Source organism: Aeromonas sp. sif0611, assembly GCF_019218845.1.
Lineage (GTDB): Bacteria > Pseudomonadota > Gammaproteobacteria > Enterobacterales > Aeromonadaceae > Aeromonas > Aeromonas media.
This window is the reverse complement of sequence record NZ_JAHUWU010000002.1, coordinates 793,393-808,803: the sequence shown is the minus strand read 5'-3', so window position 1 is coordinate 808,803 and position 15,411 is coordinate 793,393. Positions and strand designations below refer to the sequence as shown.

Genomic DNA, 15,411 nt, shown 5'->3' with positions numbered 1-15,411 from the left:
GTGCACGCCCTGCCATGATGCGCTGGCTCTCCTGGCTGGCCGGTGGTGCCCTGTTGCTCTACCCGCTGGCGGTCTACTGGGGGCTGACCCACGCCGGTCAGACCCCGCTGCTGCTCGGTCTGCTGCTCATCTTCTCGCTGCGACTCTTGCCCGGCCTGCTCAAGGGGCGGGTCCGGCTCGGCCCCTTGCCGGAGTGGCTATGGCTGGGCCGCCTGCTGGCCTGCATCGGCTTGGGGTTGACCCTGCTGTCGGCCCTGTTCAGCGCCCGGCACTGGCTGCTCTACTACCCGCTGGCGGTGAGCCTGGCGCTGCTCTGCCTGTTCGGCTGGAGCCTGACCCGCCCCATGAGCCTGGTGGAGCGGCTGGCCCGCTTGCAGGATCCCGCTTTGCCGCCAGAAGCCATCGGCTACACCCGGCGGGTGACCCAGGTCTGGTGCGGCTTCTTCATCATCAACGGCGCGCTGGCGGCCTTCACCATCTGGCACGGGGATCTGGCGCTCTGGAGCCTCTACAACGGCCTCATCAGCTACGCCCTGATGGGCGGCCTGATGGGCGCTGAGTATCTGGTACGCCGCCGCCTGCTCAAGAGGCTGGCCCCATGACCCTGCTGAAAACTATCTGGCAGCGAGACGGCGAGCTGGTGGTGGCGTTCGGCCCGGATGGTGAGGTGACCCTGGCCGAGCTGCGCCGTGGCAGCCAGCAGCTGGCGCGGGCCATGGCCCGCCACGCCGTCGCCGGCCAGCCAGGTGCGCGCTGGGCCCTCTGTTTCGATGACAGCCTGCTGTTCACGCAAGCACTGCTCGCCTGCGCCCTCGGTGGCTATCAGGCAATCCTGCCGGGCCATCAGCGGCTGGCCGGTTTGCAGGCGCTGCAGAGCCAGTTCGACGGCCTGCTCACCGACGGCGAGCTGCCGGGTGCGGCGCTCACAGCGGCGCAGCTCAGGCTGCCGCTGCTGGCGGCGGATGAGGAGCGGGAGGCTGACGGCGCAACCCTGCTGCCCGAGCGCCTCGATCTCACCCTGTTCAGCTCCGGCTCTACCGGCGAGCCCAAGGCGATCCCCAAGGCCTGGCCCCAGCTGGATGCAGAGTTGCGGGTGCAGATGGCGCTGTGGGGTGAACGGCTGGTCGACACCCGGGTGCTGGCCAGCGTCAGTAACCAGCACATCTACGGCCTGCTGTTTCGCATTTTGTTGCCGCTTGCTCTCGGTCTCCCCTTTGATCGTCGCAGCATCGACTACCCGGAGCAGCTGGCGCTGCAAACGGCCCCCTGGTGCCTGATCGCCTCCCCAGCGTTTCTGAGCCGGCTTGACCCGGCCATTCCCGCCGCCGGCTGCCGGTTGATCGTCTCCTCCGGCGGTCCCCTGCAACCGGAGGATGCCCAGCAGGCCAAACTGCTGCTCGGTCAGCTGCCGGTGGAGATCTTCGGCAGCAGCGAGACCGGTGGTATCGGCTGGCGCCAGCGCCACCAGGGGCAGACCCCCTGGACGACGCTGCCCGGAGTCGAGGTGCGGGTCGGTCCGGATCAGGGCCTGCTGCTGCGCTCCCCCTTCCTGGCAGAGGACGACTGGCTGGCCTGCGCCGATCGTATCCTGATGACGGGGGCCGGGTTCGAGCTGCTGGGCCGCCAGGATCGGGTGATCAAGCTGGAGGAGAAGCGCATCTCCCTCGACGAGGTGGAGGCGCGCCTGCAGGCCTTGGTGGAGGTGGAATCGGCCGCCGTGCTGCCGCTGCAGCAGGGCCAGCGCCAGATCCTCGGCGCCGTGCTGGTGCTGAGCGAGGCGGGCACCGCCCGCTGGGCCGAGCTCGGGCCCGGGCGTTTTCTGCTGGCCCTGCGCCAGCAACTGCGTCCCTGGCTCGAGCCGGTCGCCCTGCCGCGCAGCGTGCGCCGGGTCGAACAGATGCCCGTCAACGCCCAGGGCAAGCGCCCCTGGCCACAACTCAAGGAGCTGTTCGATGAGCCTCTCGGTTGACTCTTTGCCACCGAACACCTTGCCCACCGTGCTGGCCTGCGAGACGCTGGCCGACGGGGTGCGCCTGCAACTGCACCTCGATCCCGATTTGCCCTGGTTTACAGGCCATTTTCCCGGTGCGCCCCTGCTGCCCGGGGTGACCCAGATCCATTGGGTGATGCACTATGCCGCCAGCCTGCTCAAGCTGGCGCAGCCGTTTCACGGGGTGGATCAGCTCAAGTTCCAGCGCCCCCTGCGCCCCGGAGCCGAGTGCAGCCTGCGCCTGCAGTGGCAGGCGGACAAGGGCCAGCTCCTCTTTCAGTATCTGCTCGGCGATGAGCCGGCGAGCAGCGGACGGGTGCGGCTGATCCCATGACGCCCTGCATTCTCATCCCCTGTTACAACCATGCCGGCCCGCTGGCCGCCGTGCTGGCGCGACTGGCCGAATTCAAGCTGCCCTGCCTGCTGATCGACGATGGCAGCGAGCCGGTCGCCGCCGCCGCGCTGGATGCGCTGGCCGCGCGTTACCCCTGGGTTACCCTGCTGCGCCACCCCCACAACCAGGGCAAGGGCGGCGCCGTGATGACGGGGCTGCGCCGCGCCCATGCACTCGGCTTCAGCCACGCCCTGCAGGTGGATGCCGACGGCCAGCACGATCTGGCGGACCTGCCGGCCCTGCTGGCCGAGGCGGACAAGCACCCGGCGGCGCTTGTCTCCGGCCGCCCGCTCTACGATGATTCCGTGCCCAAGGGGCGCCTCTACGGCCGCTACATCACCCATGTCTGGGTCTGGATCGAGACGCTGTCGTTCGCCATCAAGGACAGCATGTGCGGCTTTCGGGTCTATCCGCTGGCGGCCACCTGCGCGCTGCTCGATCGGGTGGCGCTCGGTCGGCGGATGGATTTTGACACCGAGGTGATGGTGCGCCTCCATTGGGCCGGGGTGGCGGTGCGCTTCGTGCCGACCCGGGTCATCTATCCCGCCGATGGCAGCTCCCACTTCCAGCTCTGGCGCGACAATCGCGACATCTCCTGGATGCACACCCGACTGGTGTGCCGCCTGCTGTGGGATCAGCTGCTGCGCATCGGCCGCTGGCCCCGCCGCCTCTGGTCATGGGTGACCCGGCTGTGGCGAGAGCGGCGCACCCACTGGTCGCGCACCCCGGAGCGGGGATCCCTGCTCGGCATGCAGATCATGCTGACCAGCTACCGCCTACTGGGGCGGCGCGGCTTCTCCCTGCTGCTCTATCCGGTCATCGGCTACTTCTGGCTGACCGGCCGTGCCCAGCGCCAGGCATCCCAGGCCTATCTGGTCCGGCTCGAGCGCTTCGCCAGCACGCAGGGGGTGATGCTGCCCGCCGAGCCGAGATCGAGCTTTCGCCACTTCCTGCGCTTTGGCGAGGCGGCGCTCGACAAGCTGGCGGGCTGGCGCGGCGACATCACGGAGCAGGAGGTGGAGTTGGTGGGGCGCGAGCACTACGATGCCGCCATCAATAGCGGTCAGGGCGTTCTGCTGCTGGGCTCCCATCTCGGCGATCTGGAGCTGTGCCGCGCCCTGGGCAGTCGCAAGCAGGGGCTGCGCATCAACGCGCTGGTGTTCACCCGCCACGCGGCCCGCTTCAATGCCCTGCTCAAACAGATCAACCCGGATTCACACCTCAACCTGATCCAGGTGCAGGAGCTGGGGGCCGATACCGCCATCCTGCTCAAGGAGAAGCTGGAGCGGGGGGAGTGGGTGGTGATCGTCGGCGATCGCACCTCGGTGACCCGGGAGAAGCGGGTGATCTGGGCCGACTTTCTCGGTGCACCGGCACCCTTTCCGCTCGGGCCCTTCGTGCTCAGCAGCGTGCTGGGCTGCCCGGTCTACCTGATGTTCGGCCTCAAGGAGCAGGGCCGCTTTCGGGTGCATTTCGAGCCCTTTGCCGACGGCCAGCCCCTGCCACGGCAGGGGCGCCAAGAGATTCTTGCGTCCCGGGTGCAGGCCTATGCCGATCGCCTGCAGCATCACTGCCTGCGGGCCCCGCTGGACTGGTTCAACTTTTTTGATTTCTGGCAGCTGACCGATGAACAAGAGTGAGATGAGACGGGTCACCTTCGGCGCCGAGCCGCTGACCATAGAGGACGTGGTGGCACTGGCCGAAGGGCGCGCCACCCCCGCACTGAATCCGGATCCGGCTTTCATGGCCCGCATCCAGCGGGGCGCCGACTTTCTCGACCGGCTGCTGGCCGAGGAGGGGGTCATCTACGGGGTGACCACAGGCTATGGCGACTCGGTGACCCGGCCGGTGCCGACCGAGCTGGTGCCCGAGCTGCCGCTGCACCTGACCCGCTTTCACGGCTGCGGGCTGGGGGCGGATCTCGAGCTCGATGCCGCGCGCGCCGTGCTGGCGACCCGGCTCTGCTCGCTGGCGCAGGGGGTCTCCGGGGTCAGCCCGGGTTTGCTCGAGCGGCTCTGCTGGCTGCTGGATCAGGATCTGGTGCCGCGCATTCCCGAAGAGGGCTCGGTGGGCGCCAGCGGCGATCTGACGCCGCTCTCCTACGTCGCCGCCGTGCTGGTGGGGGAGCGCGAGCTCCATCAGCAGGGCCGCCTGCGCCCCGCCGCCGAGGTCTATCGGGAGCTGGGGATCACCCCATTGACCCTGCGACCGAAAGAGGGGCTGGCGCTGATGAACGGCACCTCGGTGATGACGGCGCTGGCCTGCCTCGCCTATGCCCGCACCGATTACCTGATGCGGCTGGCGACCCGGATCACCGCGCTGGTGAGCGTCGCCATGGGGGGCAACGCCTTCCACTTCGACGAGCGGCTGTTTGCCGCCAAGCCGCACCCCGGCATGCAGGGCATCGCGGCCTGGCTGAGGGAAGACCTGGTGGCCGGCGAGCTGCCGCGCCACAGCGACCGGCTACAGGACAGATACTCATTGCGCTGCGCCCCCCACGTCATCGGGGTGGTGGCCGACAGCCTGCCCTGGTGGCGTCAGCTCATCGAGAACGAGCTCAACAGCGCCAACGACAACCCGCTGATCGACGGGGAGGAGGAGCACGTGATGCACGGCGGCCACTTCTACGGCGGTCACATCGCCATGGCGATGGACAGCATGAAGACGGCCGTCGCCAATCTGGCCGACCTGCTGGATCGCCAGCTGGCCCAGCTGGTGGACAGCAAGTTCAACGGCGGCCTGCCGAGCAACCTCTCCGGCGCGCCGCAGGAGCGGCAGATGATCAACCACGGCTTCAAGGCGGTGCAGATCGGCGTTTCGGCCTGGACTGCGGAGGCGCTCAAGCAGACCATGCCCGCCAGCGTCTTCTCCCGCTCCACCGAGTGCCACAACCAGGACAAGGTGAGCATGGGCACCATAGCGGCGCGCGATGCGCTGCGGGTGCTGACCCTGACCGAACAGGTGGCGGCCGCCTGCCTGCTGGCGGCGGTGCAGGGGGTCGAGCTGCGCCTCGCCCGACCCACCCCCTTGACCCGCCCGCTCGGCACGGCGCTGGCCGCCATGGTCGCGCAGGTGCGGGCCGAGTTCGCCCCGCTGCTGGAAGATCGGGGGCTCGAGCCCGAGCTGAGGGCGCTGATCGCCCGCATCCGCCAGCGCCACTACCCCCTCTATCAGGACTCTTCACTATGAGCCGTATCCAGACTACGTCTGAACCCTGGCAGATCAGCACGGAGATCGAGGTGACCATCCCATTCCATGACGTGGACTGGGCGGCTTTGTCGCGCTGGCGGGGAAACGACTTGTGAGAAAAACCATGCAGCAAGAACCCTGGCAGATCAGTACTGAGATCGAGGTGACCATCCCATTCCACGATGTGGACATGATGGCGGTCGCCTGGCACGGCCACTACTTTCGCTACATCGAGCTGGCCCGCTGCGCCCTGCTCGACCTCATCGATTACAACTATCCGCAGATGGAGGCCTCCGGCTACCTCTGGCCCATCATCGACACCCGGATGAAGTACCTGGCGTCGCTGCGCTTCGGCCAGCGGGTGCGGGTGCGCGCCACCCTGACCGAGTACCAGAACCGCTTGAAGATCGACTACCTGCTGAGCGATGCCGTGAGCGGCACCCGCACCAGCAAGGGCTACAGCATCCAGGTGGCGGTGAGCAAGGCGAGCGGCGAGATGTGTCTGGCCTCGCCTCAGGTGCTGCTGGACAAGTTGGGGGTGAGCCAATGACCCCTCTTCTGAATCGGCTGATGGTCGGGCTGGTCCTGCTGCTGGCGTGGCCACTGCAGGCGGCCCCCCTGACCCGTGACCAGGTGCAGCAGTTGCTGATCCTGAGCCCGGCCCGGCAGGCCCATTTCGAGCAGGAGAAACAGGTGGCTGGACTGAGTCAGCCGCTCAAAGCCTCCGGCGAGCTGTTGCTGGTGCGCGATCTCGGGCTCTGGTGGCAGCAGCAGAAGCCCTTTGCCCTGACGCTGACCCTGACGCCGCAACGCATGGTGCAGCAGGTGGCGGGTCAGCCCGCCACCGTCATCGACAGCCCCCAACTGCTGGAATTCAGCCAGATGCTGCTGGCGCTGTTCGGCTCGGACGAGGCGACCCTGAGCCGCTACTTCAGCATCGATTTCCAGAGCTCGGAGGCGGGCTGGCAGCTGGTGATGGTGCCCACGCAGGCGCCGCTCGACAAGGTGTTCGCCAGCCTCACCCTGAGCGGGCAGGGGCAGCTGGATCAGCTGCTTATCGCCGACAAGCAGGGGGACAGCACCCGCATCCGTTTCAGTGCCTGGCAGGATCGAAGCCTGCCATTGACCCCTGAGGAGCAGGCCCGCTTTGCTCTCCACTAGCCCCGCATCGCGCCCTGCCACTGCCCGTGGTCTGGCCGGGAGAGTCGACCTTGCTGCAAGCTGAAACCACCTGGCATCGGCTTGGCACGCTCTGGATCGGCCTCTGTCTGCTGCTGGCGGCGGTACTCGCCTGGCAGCTGCCCCACAGCCGCATCAACACCAGCCTGATGGATCTGCTGCCCCACGCATCCCGCAGCGATCTGGATCCGGCCCTGCAACAGGGCTTGCTGCAGCAGCTCGACCGCCAGCTGGTCTGGATGCTGAGTCTGCCGGCCGGACAGCGCGGGCAGGCGGCGGCCGAGCTATGGGTAACACAACTCGGCCAGATAGCGGCCTTCTCCCACATCAAGGGGCATCAGCCCGAGCTGGCCTCCGCCTGGCAGGTCTATCTGCACGATCTCACCTGGCAGCGGCTGGATGAGGCGAGCCGGGCCCGGCTGGCGGCTGGCGCCGAGGGCTGGAGCCAGTGGGTGCTCGGCCAGATCTACTCGCCCTTTGGCGGCGTCTCTCGCGCCGAGTGGCAGAGCGATCCGCTGCTGCTGACCCGGGCCGGGGTGCTGGCCGAGGTCAGCGGCCCCATGCAGCTCAAGGCGGGCTGGCTGGTCAGCCGGGACAAGGGGGGGCGTGACTGGTACATGGTGCGCGCCGAGCTGGATCTCTCCGCCTTCGACATCCAGCGCAATCAGGGGGTGCTGAGGGCGCTCGACAACGCCGAGCAGCGGCTGGCCCAGGCTTATCCCGGTGCCGAGCTGCTGCGCCGTGGCACCCTCTTCTACAGCCAGCACGCCAGCAACCTGGCCCAGCAGGACATCTCCACCATAGGGCTTGGCTCCATGATCGGGGTCATCCTGCTGATCTGGGGCGTGTTCCGCTCGACCCGGGCGCTGCTGCTCTCCCTGCTGCCCATCGGCGTGGGACTGATGTGGGGGCTGGGCGCCGTGCTCATCCTGTTTGGCGAGATCCATGTCTTCACCCTGGTCATCAGCAGCAGCCTCATCGGCATCGCCATCGATTACGCCATCCACTTCCTGTGCGAGCGGCGGTTGCACGGCGGCGACGAGAGCGCGCATCAGACCCGGCTACGGCTGCTGCCGAGCCTGTCGCTGGCGGTGCTGACCACCCTGATCGGTTATGGCCTGCTCTGGTTCGCCCCCTTCCCCGGGCTGCAGCAGCTGGCGGTGTGTGCGCTGGCGGGCCTGTTCAGCGCCTTCATCACCGTGCTCTGCCTGTTTCCGCGCTGGTCCGGCCCGCTGCCGACTCGGCCCCTGGTCATTCAGCCACTGCTGATGGCCTGGCTCAGGGCCTGGCGGCAACGCCCGCTGGTGCGTATCGGCCTGCCGCTCTTCTGCCTGCTGCTGGCCGCTCTTGGCATCAGCCAGCTGCGGGTGGATGACGACATCCGCCGGCTGCAACCCTTGCCGGTGGAACTGCAGGCGCAGGAGAGCCAGATCAAGACCCTGACCGGTCAGCAGGGCGGCATGCAGGGTTTTCTGGTGACGGGAGCGGACGGCGAACAGGCGCTGCAACGACTGGAGCGGCTCGATGGCCGGCTGGCCGAGCTTAAACAGCGCGGTGTGCTGCAGGATTTTGTCTCTCTTTCCCGCTGGCTGCCTTCGCTGGCGCGCCAGCAGCAGGATGCGGCCGCCATCCGGGCCCTGTTGCCCCAAGTGGTGACCCGGCTGCAAGAGGCCGGGGTGCCAATACCAGCAGGGGGGCAAGCGCCCGCCCGCGAGCCCGGTTGGCTGACCCCGGCGGCCTGGCTGGCCAGCCCGGTCAGCGAGGGGAGCCGTCTGCTGTGGCACTCGCTGGACGATGGCCGTGTCGCCATCTGGGTGCCGCTGGTGGGGGGGGTGGACGAAGGGGCCCTGACGGCGCTGGCGGCGACCGAGCAGGGAGTCTACTGGCAGGATCAGCGCAGCGAGTGGAGCCAGCTGTTCGCCCACTACCGGATCAAGCTTGCGGAGCTGCTGTCGGTAGCCATCGGCCTGGTGGCCCTGCTGCTCTGGCGGCGGATGGGGGCGGCCCGGGCGGCCCGGGTGCTGCTGGTCAACCTGATTGCGCTGGCCATGGGGTTGGCGCTGCTCGCCGCCTGCGGCCAGCCGCTCACCCTGTTCGGGGTGCTGGCGCTCAGCCTCATCTTCGGCATCGGCATCGACTATGGTCTCTTTTTCGCCCACAGCGGGCACGAGCTGACGCGGCAGAGTGCCACCCTGCTCGCCATCCTGCTGGCGAACCTCACCACCCAGCTGGCCTTCGGTCTGCTGGCGCTGAGTCACACCCCCGCCATCGCGGGCTTTGGTCTGGTGCTGAGCGGCGGTATCTTTACCGCCTTCCTGTTGTCGCCCCTGGTGCTGGACAGGGAAGCGGACAAGCGGAGGCATGACGAGCGGGAGCCTGAGCAACCATGAGATCACTGTTCGCATTACTCATCCTCTTGGTGGGGGGCTGCAGCAGCCAGCCGACCCCCACCGCCTATCTCGACAAGGGAACCGTCATGACGCTGCCGGCCCCCGTGCTGGCCACCCCCTTCTATCGCCAGCAGTTGCTGACAGCCACAGTGGGTGAGAGCGCTCATCAGCTGATGACGGTGCTGGAGGCCGATGGCCACCAGCTGACCCTGGTCGGCCTGACCCCGAGCGGGGTGCGGCTGTTCCGAGTGCGTTACGATCAGCAGGGCATAACGACCCAACAACTGAGTCCGCTGCTCGCCACCGGCATGCCGCCCGTGACCCAGGTGCTGACGGACGTCATGCTCTGCTACTGGCCGTTGGCCAGCTGGCAGCCGCAGTTGCCACCGGGCTGGACGCTGCGGGACCAAGGGCTGACGCGCCGGCTGCGAGCCCCCGATGGCACCCTGGTCAGCGAGATCCATTACCGCGACATCGACGGCGTGCGCGAGCCGGTCAGCCTGCAGCAGCACGTATTCCACTACCGCCTGCAACTGGAGACCCTGAGCCGATGAGCTGTTTTATCACCGCCTATGGCCTCATCTCGGCACTGGGTGAGGGCGTTGATGCCAGCGCCGAGGCCCTGCTGGCCTGGCAGGCCAAGGGGAGCACGCCGCTCACCCGCCACAACCAGGCCTTGCTGGATGGCCGCCAGACCCCGGTGGGGCGGGTGGAGGGGGAGTTGCCAGTCATTCCGGCGGCACTGGCTCCTTACGCCTCGCGCAACAACCAGCTGCTGCTGGCGGCGTTGGCCCAGATCCGGCCCGCCCTCGGCGAGGCGCTGGCGACGTTTGGCCCTGCGCGGGTGGGGCTGGTGCTCGGCACCAGCACCGCCGGGATCGGCGAGGCCGAACTGGCGGTGGCGGCTGCCCGGCGCGGGGAGGCCGTGCCGCCCGTCTTTGACTATCGTCAGCAGGAGCTGGGCTCCCCGTCCGAGTTTCTGGCTCGCCACCTCGGCCTGGAAGGACCCGCTTACACCCTCTCCACCGCCTGCTCCTCCAGCGCCCGCGCCTTCATCAGCGGTCAGCGGATGCTGGCGGCCGGACTGGTGGATGCGGTGCTGGTCGGGGGCGCCGACAGCCTGTGCGGGCTGACTCTCAACGGTTTTGACAGCCTGGAGTCCCTCAGTGGCACCCTCTGCCAGCCCTTCGACAACGGCCGCCAGGGGATCAACATCGGCGAGGGGGCGGCGCTCTTTCTGCTGAGCAGACAGCCTGCGCCGCTTGCGCTGCTGGGGGCGGGGGAGTCGTCCGATGCCTGGCACATCTCGGCGCCGCATCCAGACGGCATGGGGGCCGAGGCGGCCATGGGCATGGCGCTGGCCCAGGCAGGCCTGACGCCGGAGCAGGTGGGTTACATCAACCTGCACGGCACCGCTACCCGCCTCAATGACGCCATGGAGAGCCAGGCCGTCTATCGCCTGTTCGGGGACAGGGTGCCTTGCAGCTCCACCAAGCCGCTCACCGGCCATGTTCTGGGGGCGGCGGGGGCCATCGAGGCTGCGCTCGCCTGCCTGCTGCTGGAACGGGCACTGCCGTTGCCACCCCAGCGGGTGATGACGGGGGATCTGGCGCTGGCTCCCATCCGGCTGGTGAGTGGCACCACCCCGCTGGCGACGCCCCGGATCCTCTCCAACTCTTTTGCCTTCGGTGGCAACAATGTCAGCCTGCTGTTCGGGAGATCTGCCTCATGAATGAGATCACTCCGTTGCCCGCCATCGAGACCCTGCTGCCCCATCAGGCCCCCATGCTGCTGCTGGATCGGCTCTGCGCCGTGGATGCGAGCCGGGCGTGCTGCGAGACCCGGGTCGGTGCCCGCCACGCCTTGCTGCTCGATGGCGAGGGCTCGTTGCCCGCCTGGGTCGGCATCGAGCTGATGGCCCAGACCATCGCCGCCTGGGCTGGCATGCAGGGACGATTGCGCGGCGAGCCGGTGCGTATCGGCATGCTGCTCGGCACCCGCAAGTACCGCTGCCAGCCCACTAGCTTTGCTGCGGGGGCCCTGCTCACCATAGAGGCCAGCTGCCTGTTGCAAGACGGCGGCATGGCCAGTTTCGAATGCCGGATCCTGCAAGATGGGCGGGAGTGCGCCACCGCACGCCTCTCGACCTATCAACCCGCACCCGGCGAGTTATCCGATTTGTTAGCGAAGGACGTTTCATGATCTCTACCGTATTGGTCACGGGCGCCAGCAAGGGGATAGGCCGCGCCATCGCCCTCAAGCTGGCCGCCGACGGTTTTCTCGTCGTGGTGCACTACCACGGCGACCGCGCCGGTGCCGAGGCGACGCTGGCCAGCCTGCAAGCGGCCGGTGGGCAGGGGCGCCTGATCCAGTTCGACATCGCCGATCGCCAGGGTTGTCGCGTGCGGCTGGAGGCCGACATGGCCGAACACGGCGCCTATTACGGTGTGGTCTGCAATGCCGGCATCATCCGTGACGGCGCCTTTCCCGCCCTCACCGACGAAGAGTGGGACGGGGTGCTGCACACCAATCTGGATGGCTTCTACAACCTGCTCAAGCCCTGCATCATGCCGATGATAGGCCTGCGCCGGGGCGGCCGTATCGTGACCATCTCCTCGGTCTCAGGCCTGATGGGCAACCGGGGCCAGGTCAACTACAGCGCCGCCAAGGCGGGTATCATGGGGGCCACCAAGGCGCTGGCGCTGGAGCTCGCCAAGCGCAAGATCACGGTGAACTGCGTGGCACCCGGCCTTATCGACACCGGCATGGTGGATGCCGAGGTGAAGGCCGAGGCGCTGAAGCTGATCCCGCTCAAGCGCATGGGGCAGGCTGACGAGGTGGCCGGGCTGGTCTCCTACCTGATGTCGGACATCGCCGGCTATGTCACGCGTCAGGTCATCTCCATCAACGGGGGCATGGTATGACGCGGATGTTGGTGAGATCTTGTCTGATGTTGATTCAACATGGTGCTGTCTCTGTGGCACGCCAGCTTATCTCTGCGAATGGCGGTATGGTATGAAGCGGGTAGTGGTAACCGGCATGGCCGGGGTGACGGCGTTCGGCCAGGACTGGCCGAGCGTGCGGGCAAAGTTGCAGGCGGGGCGCAATGCGGTGGTGGCCATGCCGGAATGGGCCATCTACGAGGGGCTCAATACCCGGCTGGCGGCGCCCATTGCCGATTTTGTGCTGCCCGCCCACTATCCGCGCAAGAAGACGCGGGCCATGGGGAGAGTCTCCCAGCTGGCTACCGTGGCCACCGAACTGGCGCTGGCACGGGCGGGACTTACCGACCACCCCGTGCTGACCGATGGTCGCACCGGCATCGCCTATGGCTCCTCCATCGGCAGCACGGAGCCCATCCGTGCCTTCGGGGTCATGCTCAACGACAAGAGCACCGCCAGCATCACGGCCACCACCTATGTACAGATGATGCCGCACACGGCGGCGGTCAATGCCGGCCTCTTCTTCGGTCTGCGCGGGCGGGTGATCCCTACCTCCAGCGCCTGCACCTCCGGCAGCCAGGGCATTGGCTACGCCTTTGAGGCGATCAAGCACGGTTATCAGACCCTGATGGTGGCCGGCGGGGCCGAGGAGCTCTGCCCGTCGGAGGCCGTGGTGTTCGACACCCTGTTTGCCACCAGCCAGATGAACGACAACCCCGAGCTGGCGCCGCGACCGTTCGATCGGCAGCGGGACGGGCTGGTGATTGGCGAGGGGGCAGGCACCCTGGTGCTGGAGGAGCTGGAACATGCGCAGGCGCGCGGGGCCACCATCCTCGCCGAGCTGGTGGGCTTTGCCACCAACTGCGACGCCGCCCACGTGACCCAGCCCCAGCAGGAGACCATGCAGCTGTGCATGGAGATGGCGCTGGCCCAGGCCGGACTCAAGGCCGCCGACATCGGCTACATCAGCGCCCACGGCACCGCCACCGAGCGCGGCGACATCGCCGAGAGCCACGCCACCGCCGCCATCTTCGGCGACAAGACCCCCATATCGTCGCTCAAGAGCTACTTCGGCCATACCCTGGGAGCCTGCGGCGCCATCGAGGCCTGGCTGGCGCTGGAGATGATGCAGGAGGGCTGGTTTGCCCCCACCATCAACCTGACCGAGCCGGATCCGGCCTGTGCCCCGCTGGATCACGTGATGGGCAATGGCCGCACGCTGGCGGTGGACTACCTGATGTCCAACAACTTCGCCTTCGGTGGTATCAACACTTCCCTCATCTTCAAGCGCTGGGGTTGAGGGGGCTGTCCAGCCCGTCCGGTTGCACCCGGTACAGCTCCAGTACAGCTTGGGTTTAGGTTTGATTAATTAATATGTCTCCCACTTTGTTGGGAGGCATCATGTCTGTTTTAGCTTTTTGTTCTGTTCAATCTTCGCTGCGCCTTGGTCTGCTGGCCTTTCTACTCTCTTGCCTGTGGTGGGGGCCGGCCTCGCCCGTCAGGGCTGATGATGAATTTCGACTGGGTAACACCATCCTGCTGGGGGTGGGCGACCATCCAGCCATTATTCCCATCATCATCTGCCGACCGGCCAGGTCCATCATGGTCAAGGCGGGAAGGGAGCTGACCCTGGACAGGGTCAAGGTGATCTACGGCAATGACCGCAGCAAGACCCTGCACTTTGACAAGAGCCTGAAAGAGGATCAGGAGTCCGGCTGGAAATCCCTCGGCAGTCGGGTTTGCATCAAGCGAGTCGAGGTCTATGGCAATTCGGAAGGGAGCAAGGCGGGGGTCAAGGTATACGGCCGCAAATAAACGGCTGCAAGTTGGGAGGTGGACGGGGAGCTCCCCGCCCACTCAGGGCCTATTTCTTGGGGCGAAACGGCTTGATGACGGCTTCGTCGCACTCGAGATAGGGCCCTTCCATCAGGTCGATGCAGTAGGGGATGGCGGGGAAGACCGCATCCAGGCACTCGCGGATGGACTTGGGCTTGCCCGGCAGGTTGACGATGAGGGAACTGCCGCGCAGGCCGGCGGTCTGGCGCGACAGGATGGCGGTCGGCACGAACTTGAGGGACTCGGCCCGCATCAGTTCGCCAAAGCCCGGCATCATGCGATCGCACACCGCCTCGGTCGCCTCCGGAGTCACATCCCGCTTGGCCGGCCCTGTGCCGCCGGTGGTGACGATGAGGCAGCACTGCTCCTGGTCCGCCAGCCGGACCAGGGTCGCTTCGATCTGATCCTGCTCATCCGGGATCACCTGATAGACGGGCTCCCACTCTGAGGTCAGATAGGCGTTCAGCGTGTCTATGATGGCCTTGCCGGAGAGGTCCTCATAGATGCCCGCGCTGGCGCGATCGCTGACGGTGACGATACCGATTCTTGCCTTGCTCATGATCTGCCCTTGGTCATTGGAAAAAGTGGTAAATAAAATAACATAATCAGTGAGATATGTTAAAGCACCGGCATGGGCGTGACACAGGAAGGCCAGATTTGAGAGTCGAACGAAAAGCAGATTTATTCGCTATCGATGAATAGGGAATAAGAAGAACCATAAAAGCCTTTAAAATTTATAAAAAAAGTGACGCAGGTCGCATGAGGATAATTTCATGAATCATAACGAATAAATATTTCCTTCCGACCCATATTCGCCAAACGGATGAAAAATCAGACTCCTGTGGATCGGTGCGGGCTGACCCTAAATCGCCACCATCTTATATAACCTGTTTATGGACAGCGAAATGATGTGCCGGGTGTGGTCACACAGATTCACGCAAGGCGTCTGGCCAGGAGGGGATATGGAGATGCCGGATTTTGATACGCTGAAACACTGGGCCCTGGCCGAGCCGGAGCGGCTCGATGCCTTGCTGCACCAGCAGATAGAGGCACTGATCGCGCAGGTGGGGCCGGACCAGCAACGGCGGTTGCGAGGCCTGCAGTTTCGCATCGACTGTCAGCGTCGTCTCGCCAGGAACAATATGGACAGCTGCATCCGGATCGCCAATATGATGCACGAATCCGTTCATGCCATGCGCCGCCACATCGTTCACCTGCAGGAGGCGTCTCAGGAGGAGAGCGAAGAGATTGTGCCGCCGAACAATGTGATCTGGCTGGTAGAGCGTGTGAAGGATAAATAATGCGTTGGCAGGCATCCAGTCTCGTTATTTCTCAATATTTCATTCAGTTCAAACCATCCAATGTTAATAAGCTGGGTGGTTTGTTTTTTATTTGCTGCAAATGGATGTGTGGTACAAGTATGAATAACACAGTGGTCAGGTAAATCAGCAGATATAGATGAAGGAATATAAGGGTTGGGGTAATATCACG

Annotated in this window: 16 protein-coding genes; 15 read left to right on the top strand and 1 reads right to left on the bottom strand. The window is 66.1% G+C overall.

Annotation, left to right across the window (positions count from 1 at the left end; genetic code table 11):
- Window positions 1-14: 14 nt before the first annotated feature.
- The 14 genes from KW824_RS08600 (at window position 15) to KW824_RS08530 (ending at window position 13,899) form a co-directional block, all read left to right on the top strand.
- A complete protein-coding gene (locus KW824_RS08600; protein ID WP_218409540.1) occupies window positions 15-602 on the top strand; it encodes a hypothetical protein in 588 nt (195 codons plus the stop codon).
- Window positions 599-1,969, top strand: a complete 1,371-nt coding sequence (locus tag KW824_RS08595) for an AMP-binding protein (protein ID WP_218409539.1) — start codon at window positions 599-601, stop codon at window positions 1,967-1,969. The genes KW824_RS08600 and KW824_RS08595 overlap by 4 nt, the downstream gene beginning before the upstream one ends.
- Window positions 1,953-2,324: a 3-hydroxyacyl-ACP dehydratase FabZ family protein gene (locus KW824_RS08590; RefSeq protein WP_218409538.1), complete on the top strand. Its 372-nt coding sequence runs from the start codon at window positions 1,953-1,955 to the stop codon at window positions 2,322-2,324. The genes KW824_RS08595 and KW824_RS08590 overlap by 17 nt, the downstream gene beginning before the upstream one ends.
- Window positions 2,321-4,024, top strand: coding sequence for a glycosyltransferase (locus KW824_RS08585; protein WP_218409537.1), 1,704 nt, complete (start codon window positions 2,321-2,323; stop codon window positions 4,022-4,024). The genes KW824_RS08590 and KW824_RS08585 overlap by 4 nt, the downstream gene beginning before the upstream one ends.
- Window positions 4,011-5,573, top strand: a complete 1,563-nt coding sequence (gene hutH, locus KW824_RS08580) for a histidine ammonia-lyase (protein ID WP_218409536.1) — start codon at window positions 4,011-4,013, stop codon at window positions 5,571-5,573. The genes KW824_RS08585 and hutH overlap by 14 nt, the downstream gene beginning before the upstream one ends.
- 124 nt (window positions 5,574-5,697) lie before the next feature.
- The gene (locus KW824_RS08570; RefSeq protein ID WP_042648425.1) at window positions 5,698-6,123 is read left to right on the top strand and encodes a thioesterase family protein; all 426 of its coding nucleotides are present in this window, start codon (window positions 5,698-5,700) and stop codon (window positions 6,121-6,123) included.
- Entirely contained in the window at window positions 6,120-6,734 is a 615-nt protein-coding gene (locus KW824_RS08565; protein ID WP_218409535.1) for an outer membrane lipoprotein carrier protein LolA, read from the top strand. The genes KW824_RS08570 and KW824_RS08565 overlap by 4 nt, the downstream gene beginning before the upstream one ends.
- 50 nt (window positions 6,735-6,784) lie before the next feature.
- Window positions 6,785-9,142 (top strand): MMPL family transporter, encoded by a 2,358-nt coding sequence (locus KW824_RS08560; protein WP_218409534.1) that lies wholly within the window; start codon window positions 6,785-6,787, stop codon window positions 9,140-9,142.
- On the top strand, window positions 9,139-9,696 hold the full coding sequence (locus tag KW824_RS08555; protein WP_218409533.1) for a DUF3261 domain-containing protein: 558 nt from the start codon (window positions 9,139-9,141) through the stop codon (window positions 9,694-9,696). Before KW824_RS08560 ends, KW824_RS08555 begins: the two co-directional genes overlap by 4 nt.
- Window positions 9,693-10,874: a beta-ketoacyl-[acyl-carrier-protein] synthase family protein gene (locus KW824_RS08550; protein WP_218409532.1), complete on the top strand. Its 1,182-nt coding sequence runs from the start codon at window positions 9,693-9,695 to the stop codon at window positions 10,872-10,874. The genes KW824_RS08555 and KW824_RS08550 overlap by 4 nt, the downstream gene beginning before the upstream one ends.
- The gene (locus KW824_RS08545) at window positions 10,871-11,344 is read left to right on the top strand and encodes a hotdog family protein (RefSeq protein ID WP_218409531.1); all 474 of its coding nucleotides are present in this window, start codon (window positions 10,871-10,873) and stop codon (window positions 11,342-11,344) included. Before KW824_RS08550 ends, KW824_RS08545 begins: the two co-directional genes overlap by 4 nt.
- On the top strand, window positions 11,341-12,066 hold the full coding sequence (locus KW824_RS08540) for a 3-ketoacyl-ACP reductase FabG2 (RefSeq protein WP_005332017.1): 726 nt from the start codon (window positions 11,341-11,343) through the stop codon (window positions 12,064-12,066). Before KW824_RS08545 ends, KW824_RS08540 begins: the two co-directional genes overlap by 4 nt.
- Window positions 12,067-12,157: 91 nt before the next feature.
- Complete coding sequence (locus KW824_RS08535) at window positions 12,158-13,384, top strand: beta-ketoacyl-ACP synthase (RefSeq protein ID WP_182787928.1); 1,227 nt, start codon at window positions 12,158-12,160, stop codon at window positions 13,382-13,384.
- Between the two features lie 101 nt (window positions 13,385-13,485).
- Window positions 13,486-13,899, top strand: coding sequence for a DUF2541 family protein (locus tag KW824_RS08530; protein ID WP_043129965.1), 414 nt, complete (start codon window positions 13,486-13,488; stop codon window positions 13,897-13,899).
- Window positions 13,900-13,948: 49 nt separating this feature from the next.
- Here KW824_RS08530 and mog read toward each other — a convergent pair whose 3' ends face one another.
- Window positions 13,949-14,479 carry a molybdopterin adenylyltransferase gene (gene mog, locus KW824_RS08525; protein ID WP_005332022.1) on the bottom strand — a complete coding sequence of 177 codons (531 nt, stop codon included), beginning with the start codon at window positions 14,477-14,479 and terminating at the stop codon, window positions 13,949-13,951.
- A 403-nt stretch (window positions 14,480-14,882) separates the two neighbouring features.
- Between mog and KW824_RS08520 the strand changes: the two genes are divergently transcribed.
- A complete protein-coding gene (locus tag KW824_RS08520) occupies window positions 14,883-15,221 on the top strand; it encodes a DUF3135 domain-containing protein (RefSeq protein ID WP_218409530.1) in 339 nt (112 codons plus the stop codon).
- The last annotated feature ends 190 nt before the right edge of the window (window positions 15,222-15,411 follow it).

What these genes read in the sequence shown, in the direction of transcription:
- KW824_RS08600 (WP_218409540.1), top strand. Translation starts at nt 15, where the DNA reads ATGATGCGCTGGCTCTCCTGGCTGGCCGGTGGTGCCCTGTTGCTCTAC.
- KW824_RS08520 (WP_218409530.1), top strand. Translation starts at nt 14,883, where the DNA reads ATGGAGATGCCGGATTTTGATACGCTGAAACACTGGGCCCTGGCCGAG.
- KW824_RS08585 (WP_218409537.1), top strand. Translation starts at nt 2,321, where the DNA reads ATGACGCCCTGCATTCTCATCCCCTGTTACAACCATGCCGGCCCGCTG.
- KW824_RS08590 (WP_218409538.1), top strand. Translation starts at nt 1,953, where the DNA reads ATGAGCCTCTCGGTTGACTCTTTGCCACCGAACACCTTGCCCACCGTG.
- KW824_RS08530 (WP_043129965.1), top strand. Translation starts at nt 13,486, where the DNA reads ATGTCTGTTTTAGCTTTTTGTTCTGTTCAATCTTCGCTGCGCCTTGGT.
- KW824_RS08550 (WP_218409532.1), top strand. Translation starts at nt 9,693, where the DNA reads ATGAGCTGTTTTATCACCGCCTATGGCCTCATCTCGGCACTGGGTGAG.
- KW824_RS08565 (WP_218409535.1), top strand. Translation starts at nt 6,120, where the DNA reads ATGACCCCTCTTCTGAATCGGCTGATGGTCGGGCTGGTCCTGCTGCTG.
- KW824_RS08595 (WP_218409539.1), top strand. Translation starts at nt 599, where the DNA reads ATGACCCTGCTGAAAACTATCTGGCAGCGAGACGGCGAGCTGGTGGTG.
- KW824_RS08540 (WP_005332017.1), top strand. Translation starts at nt 11,341, where the DNA reads ATGATCTCTACCGTATTGGTCACGGGCGCCAGCAAGGGGATAGGCCGC.
- KW824_RS08555 (WP_218409533.1), top strand. Translation starts at nt 9,139, where the DNA reads ATGAGATCACTGTTCGCATTACTCATCCTCTTGGTGGGGGGCTGCAGC.
- hutH (WP_218409536.1), top strand. Translation starts at nt 4,011, where the DNA reads ATGAACAAGAGTGAGATGAGACGGGTCACCTTCGGCGCCGAGCCGCTG.
- KW824_RS08570 (WP_042648425.1), top strand. Translation starts at nt 5,698, where the DNA reads ATGCAGCAAGAACCCTGGCAGATCAGTACTGAGATCGAGGTGACCATC.
- KW824_RS08535 (WP_182787928.1), top strand. Translation starts at nt 12,158, where the DNA reads ATGAAGCGGGTAGTGGTAACCGGCATGGCCGGGGTGACGGCGTTCGGC.
- KW824_RS08545 (WP_218409531.1), top strand. Translation starts at nt 10,871, where the DNA reads ATGAATGAGATCACTCCGTTGCCCGCCATCGAGACCCTGCTGCCCCAT.
- mog (WP_005332022.1), bottom strand. Translation starts at nt 14,479, where the DNA reads ATGAGCAAGGCAAGAATCGGTATCGTCACCGTCAGCGATCGCGCCAGC.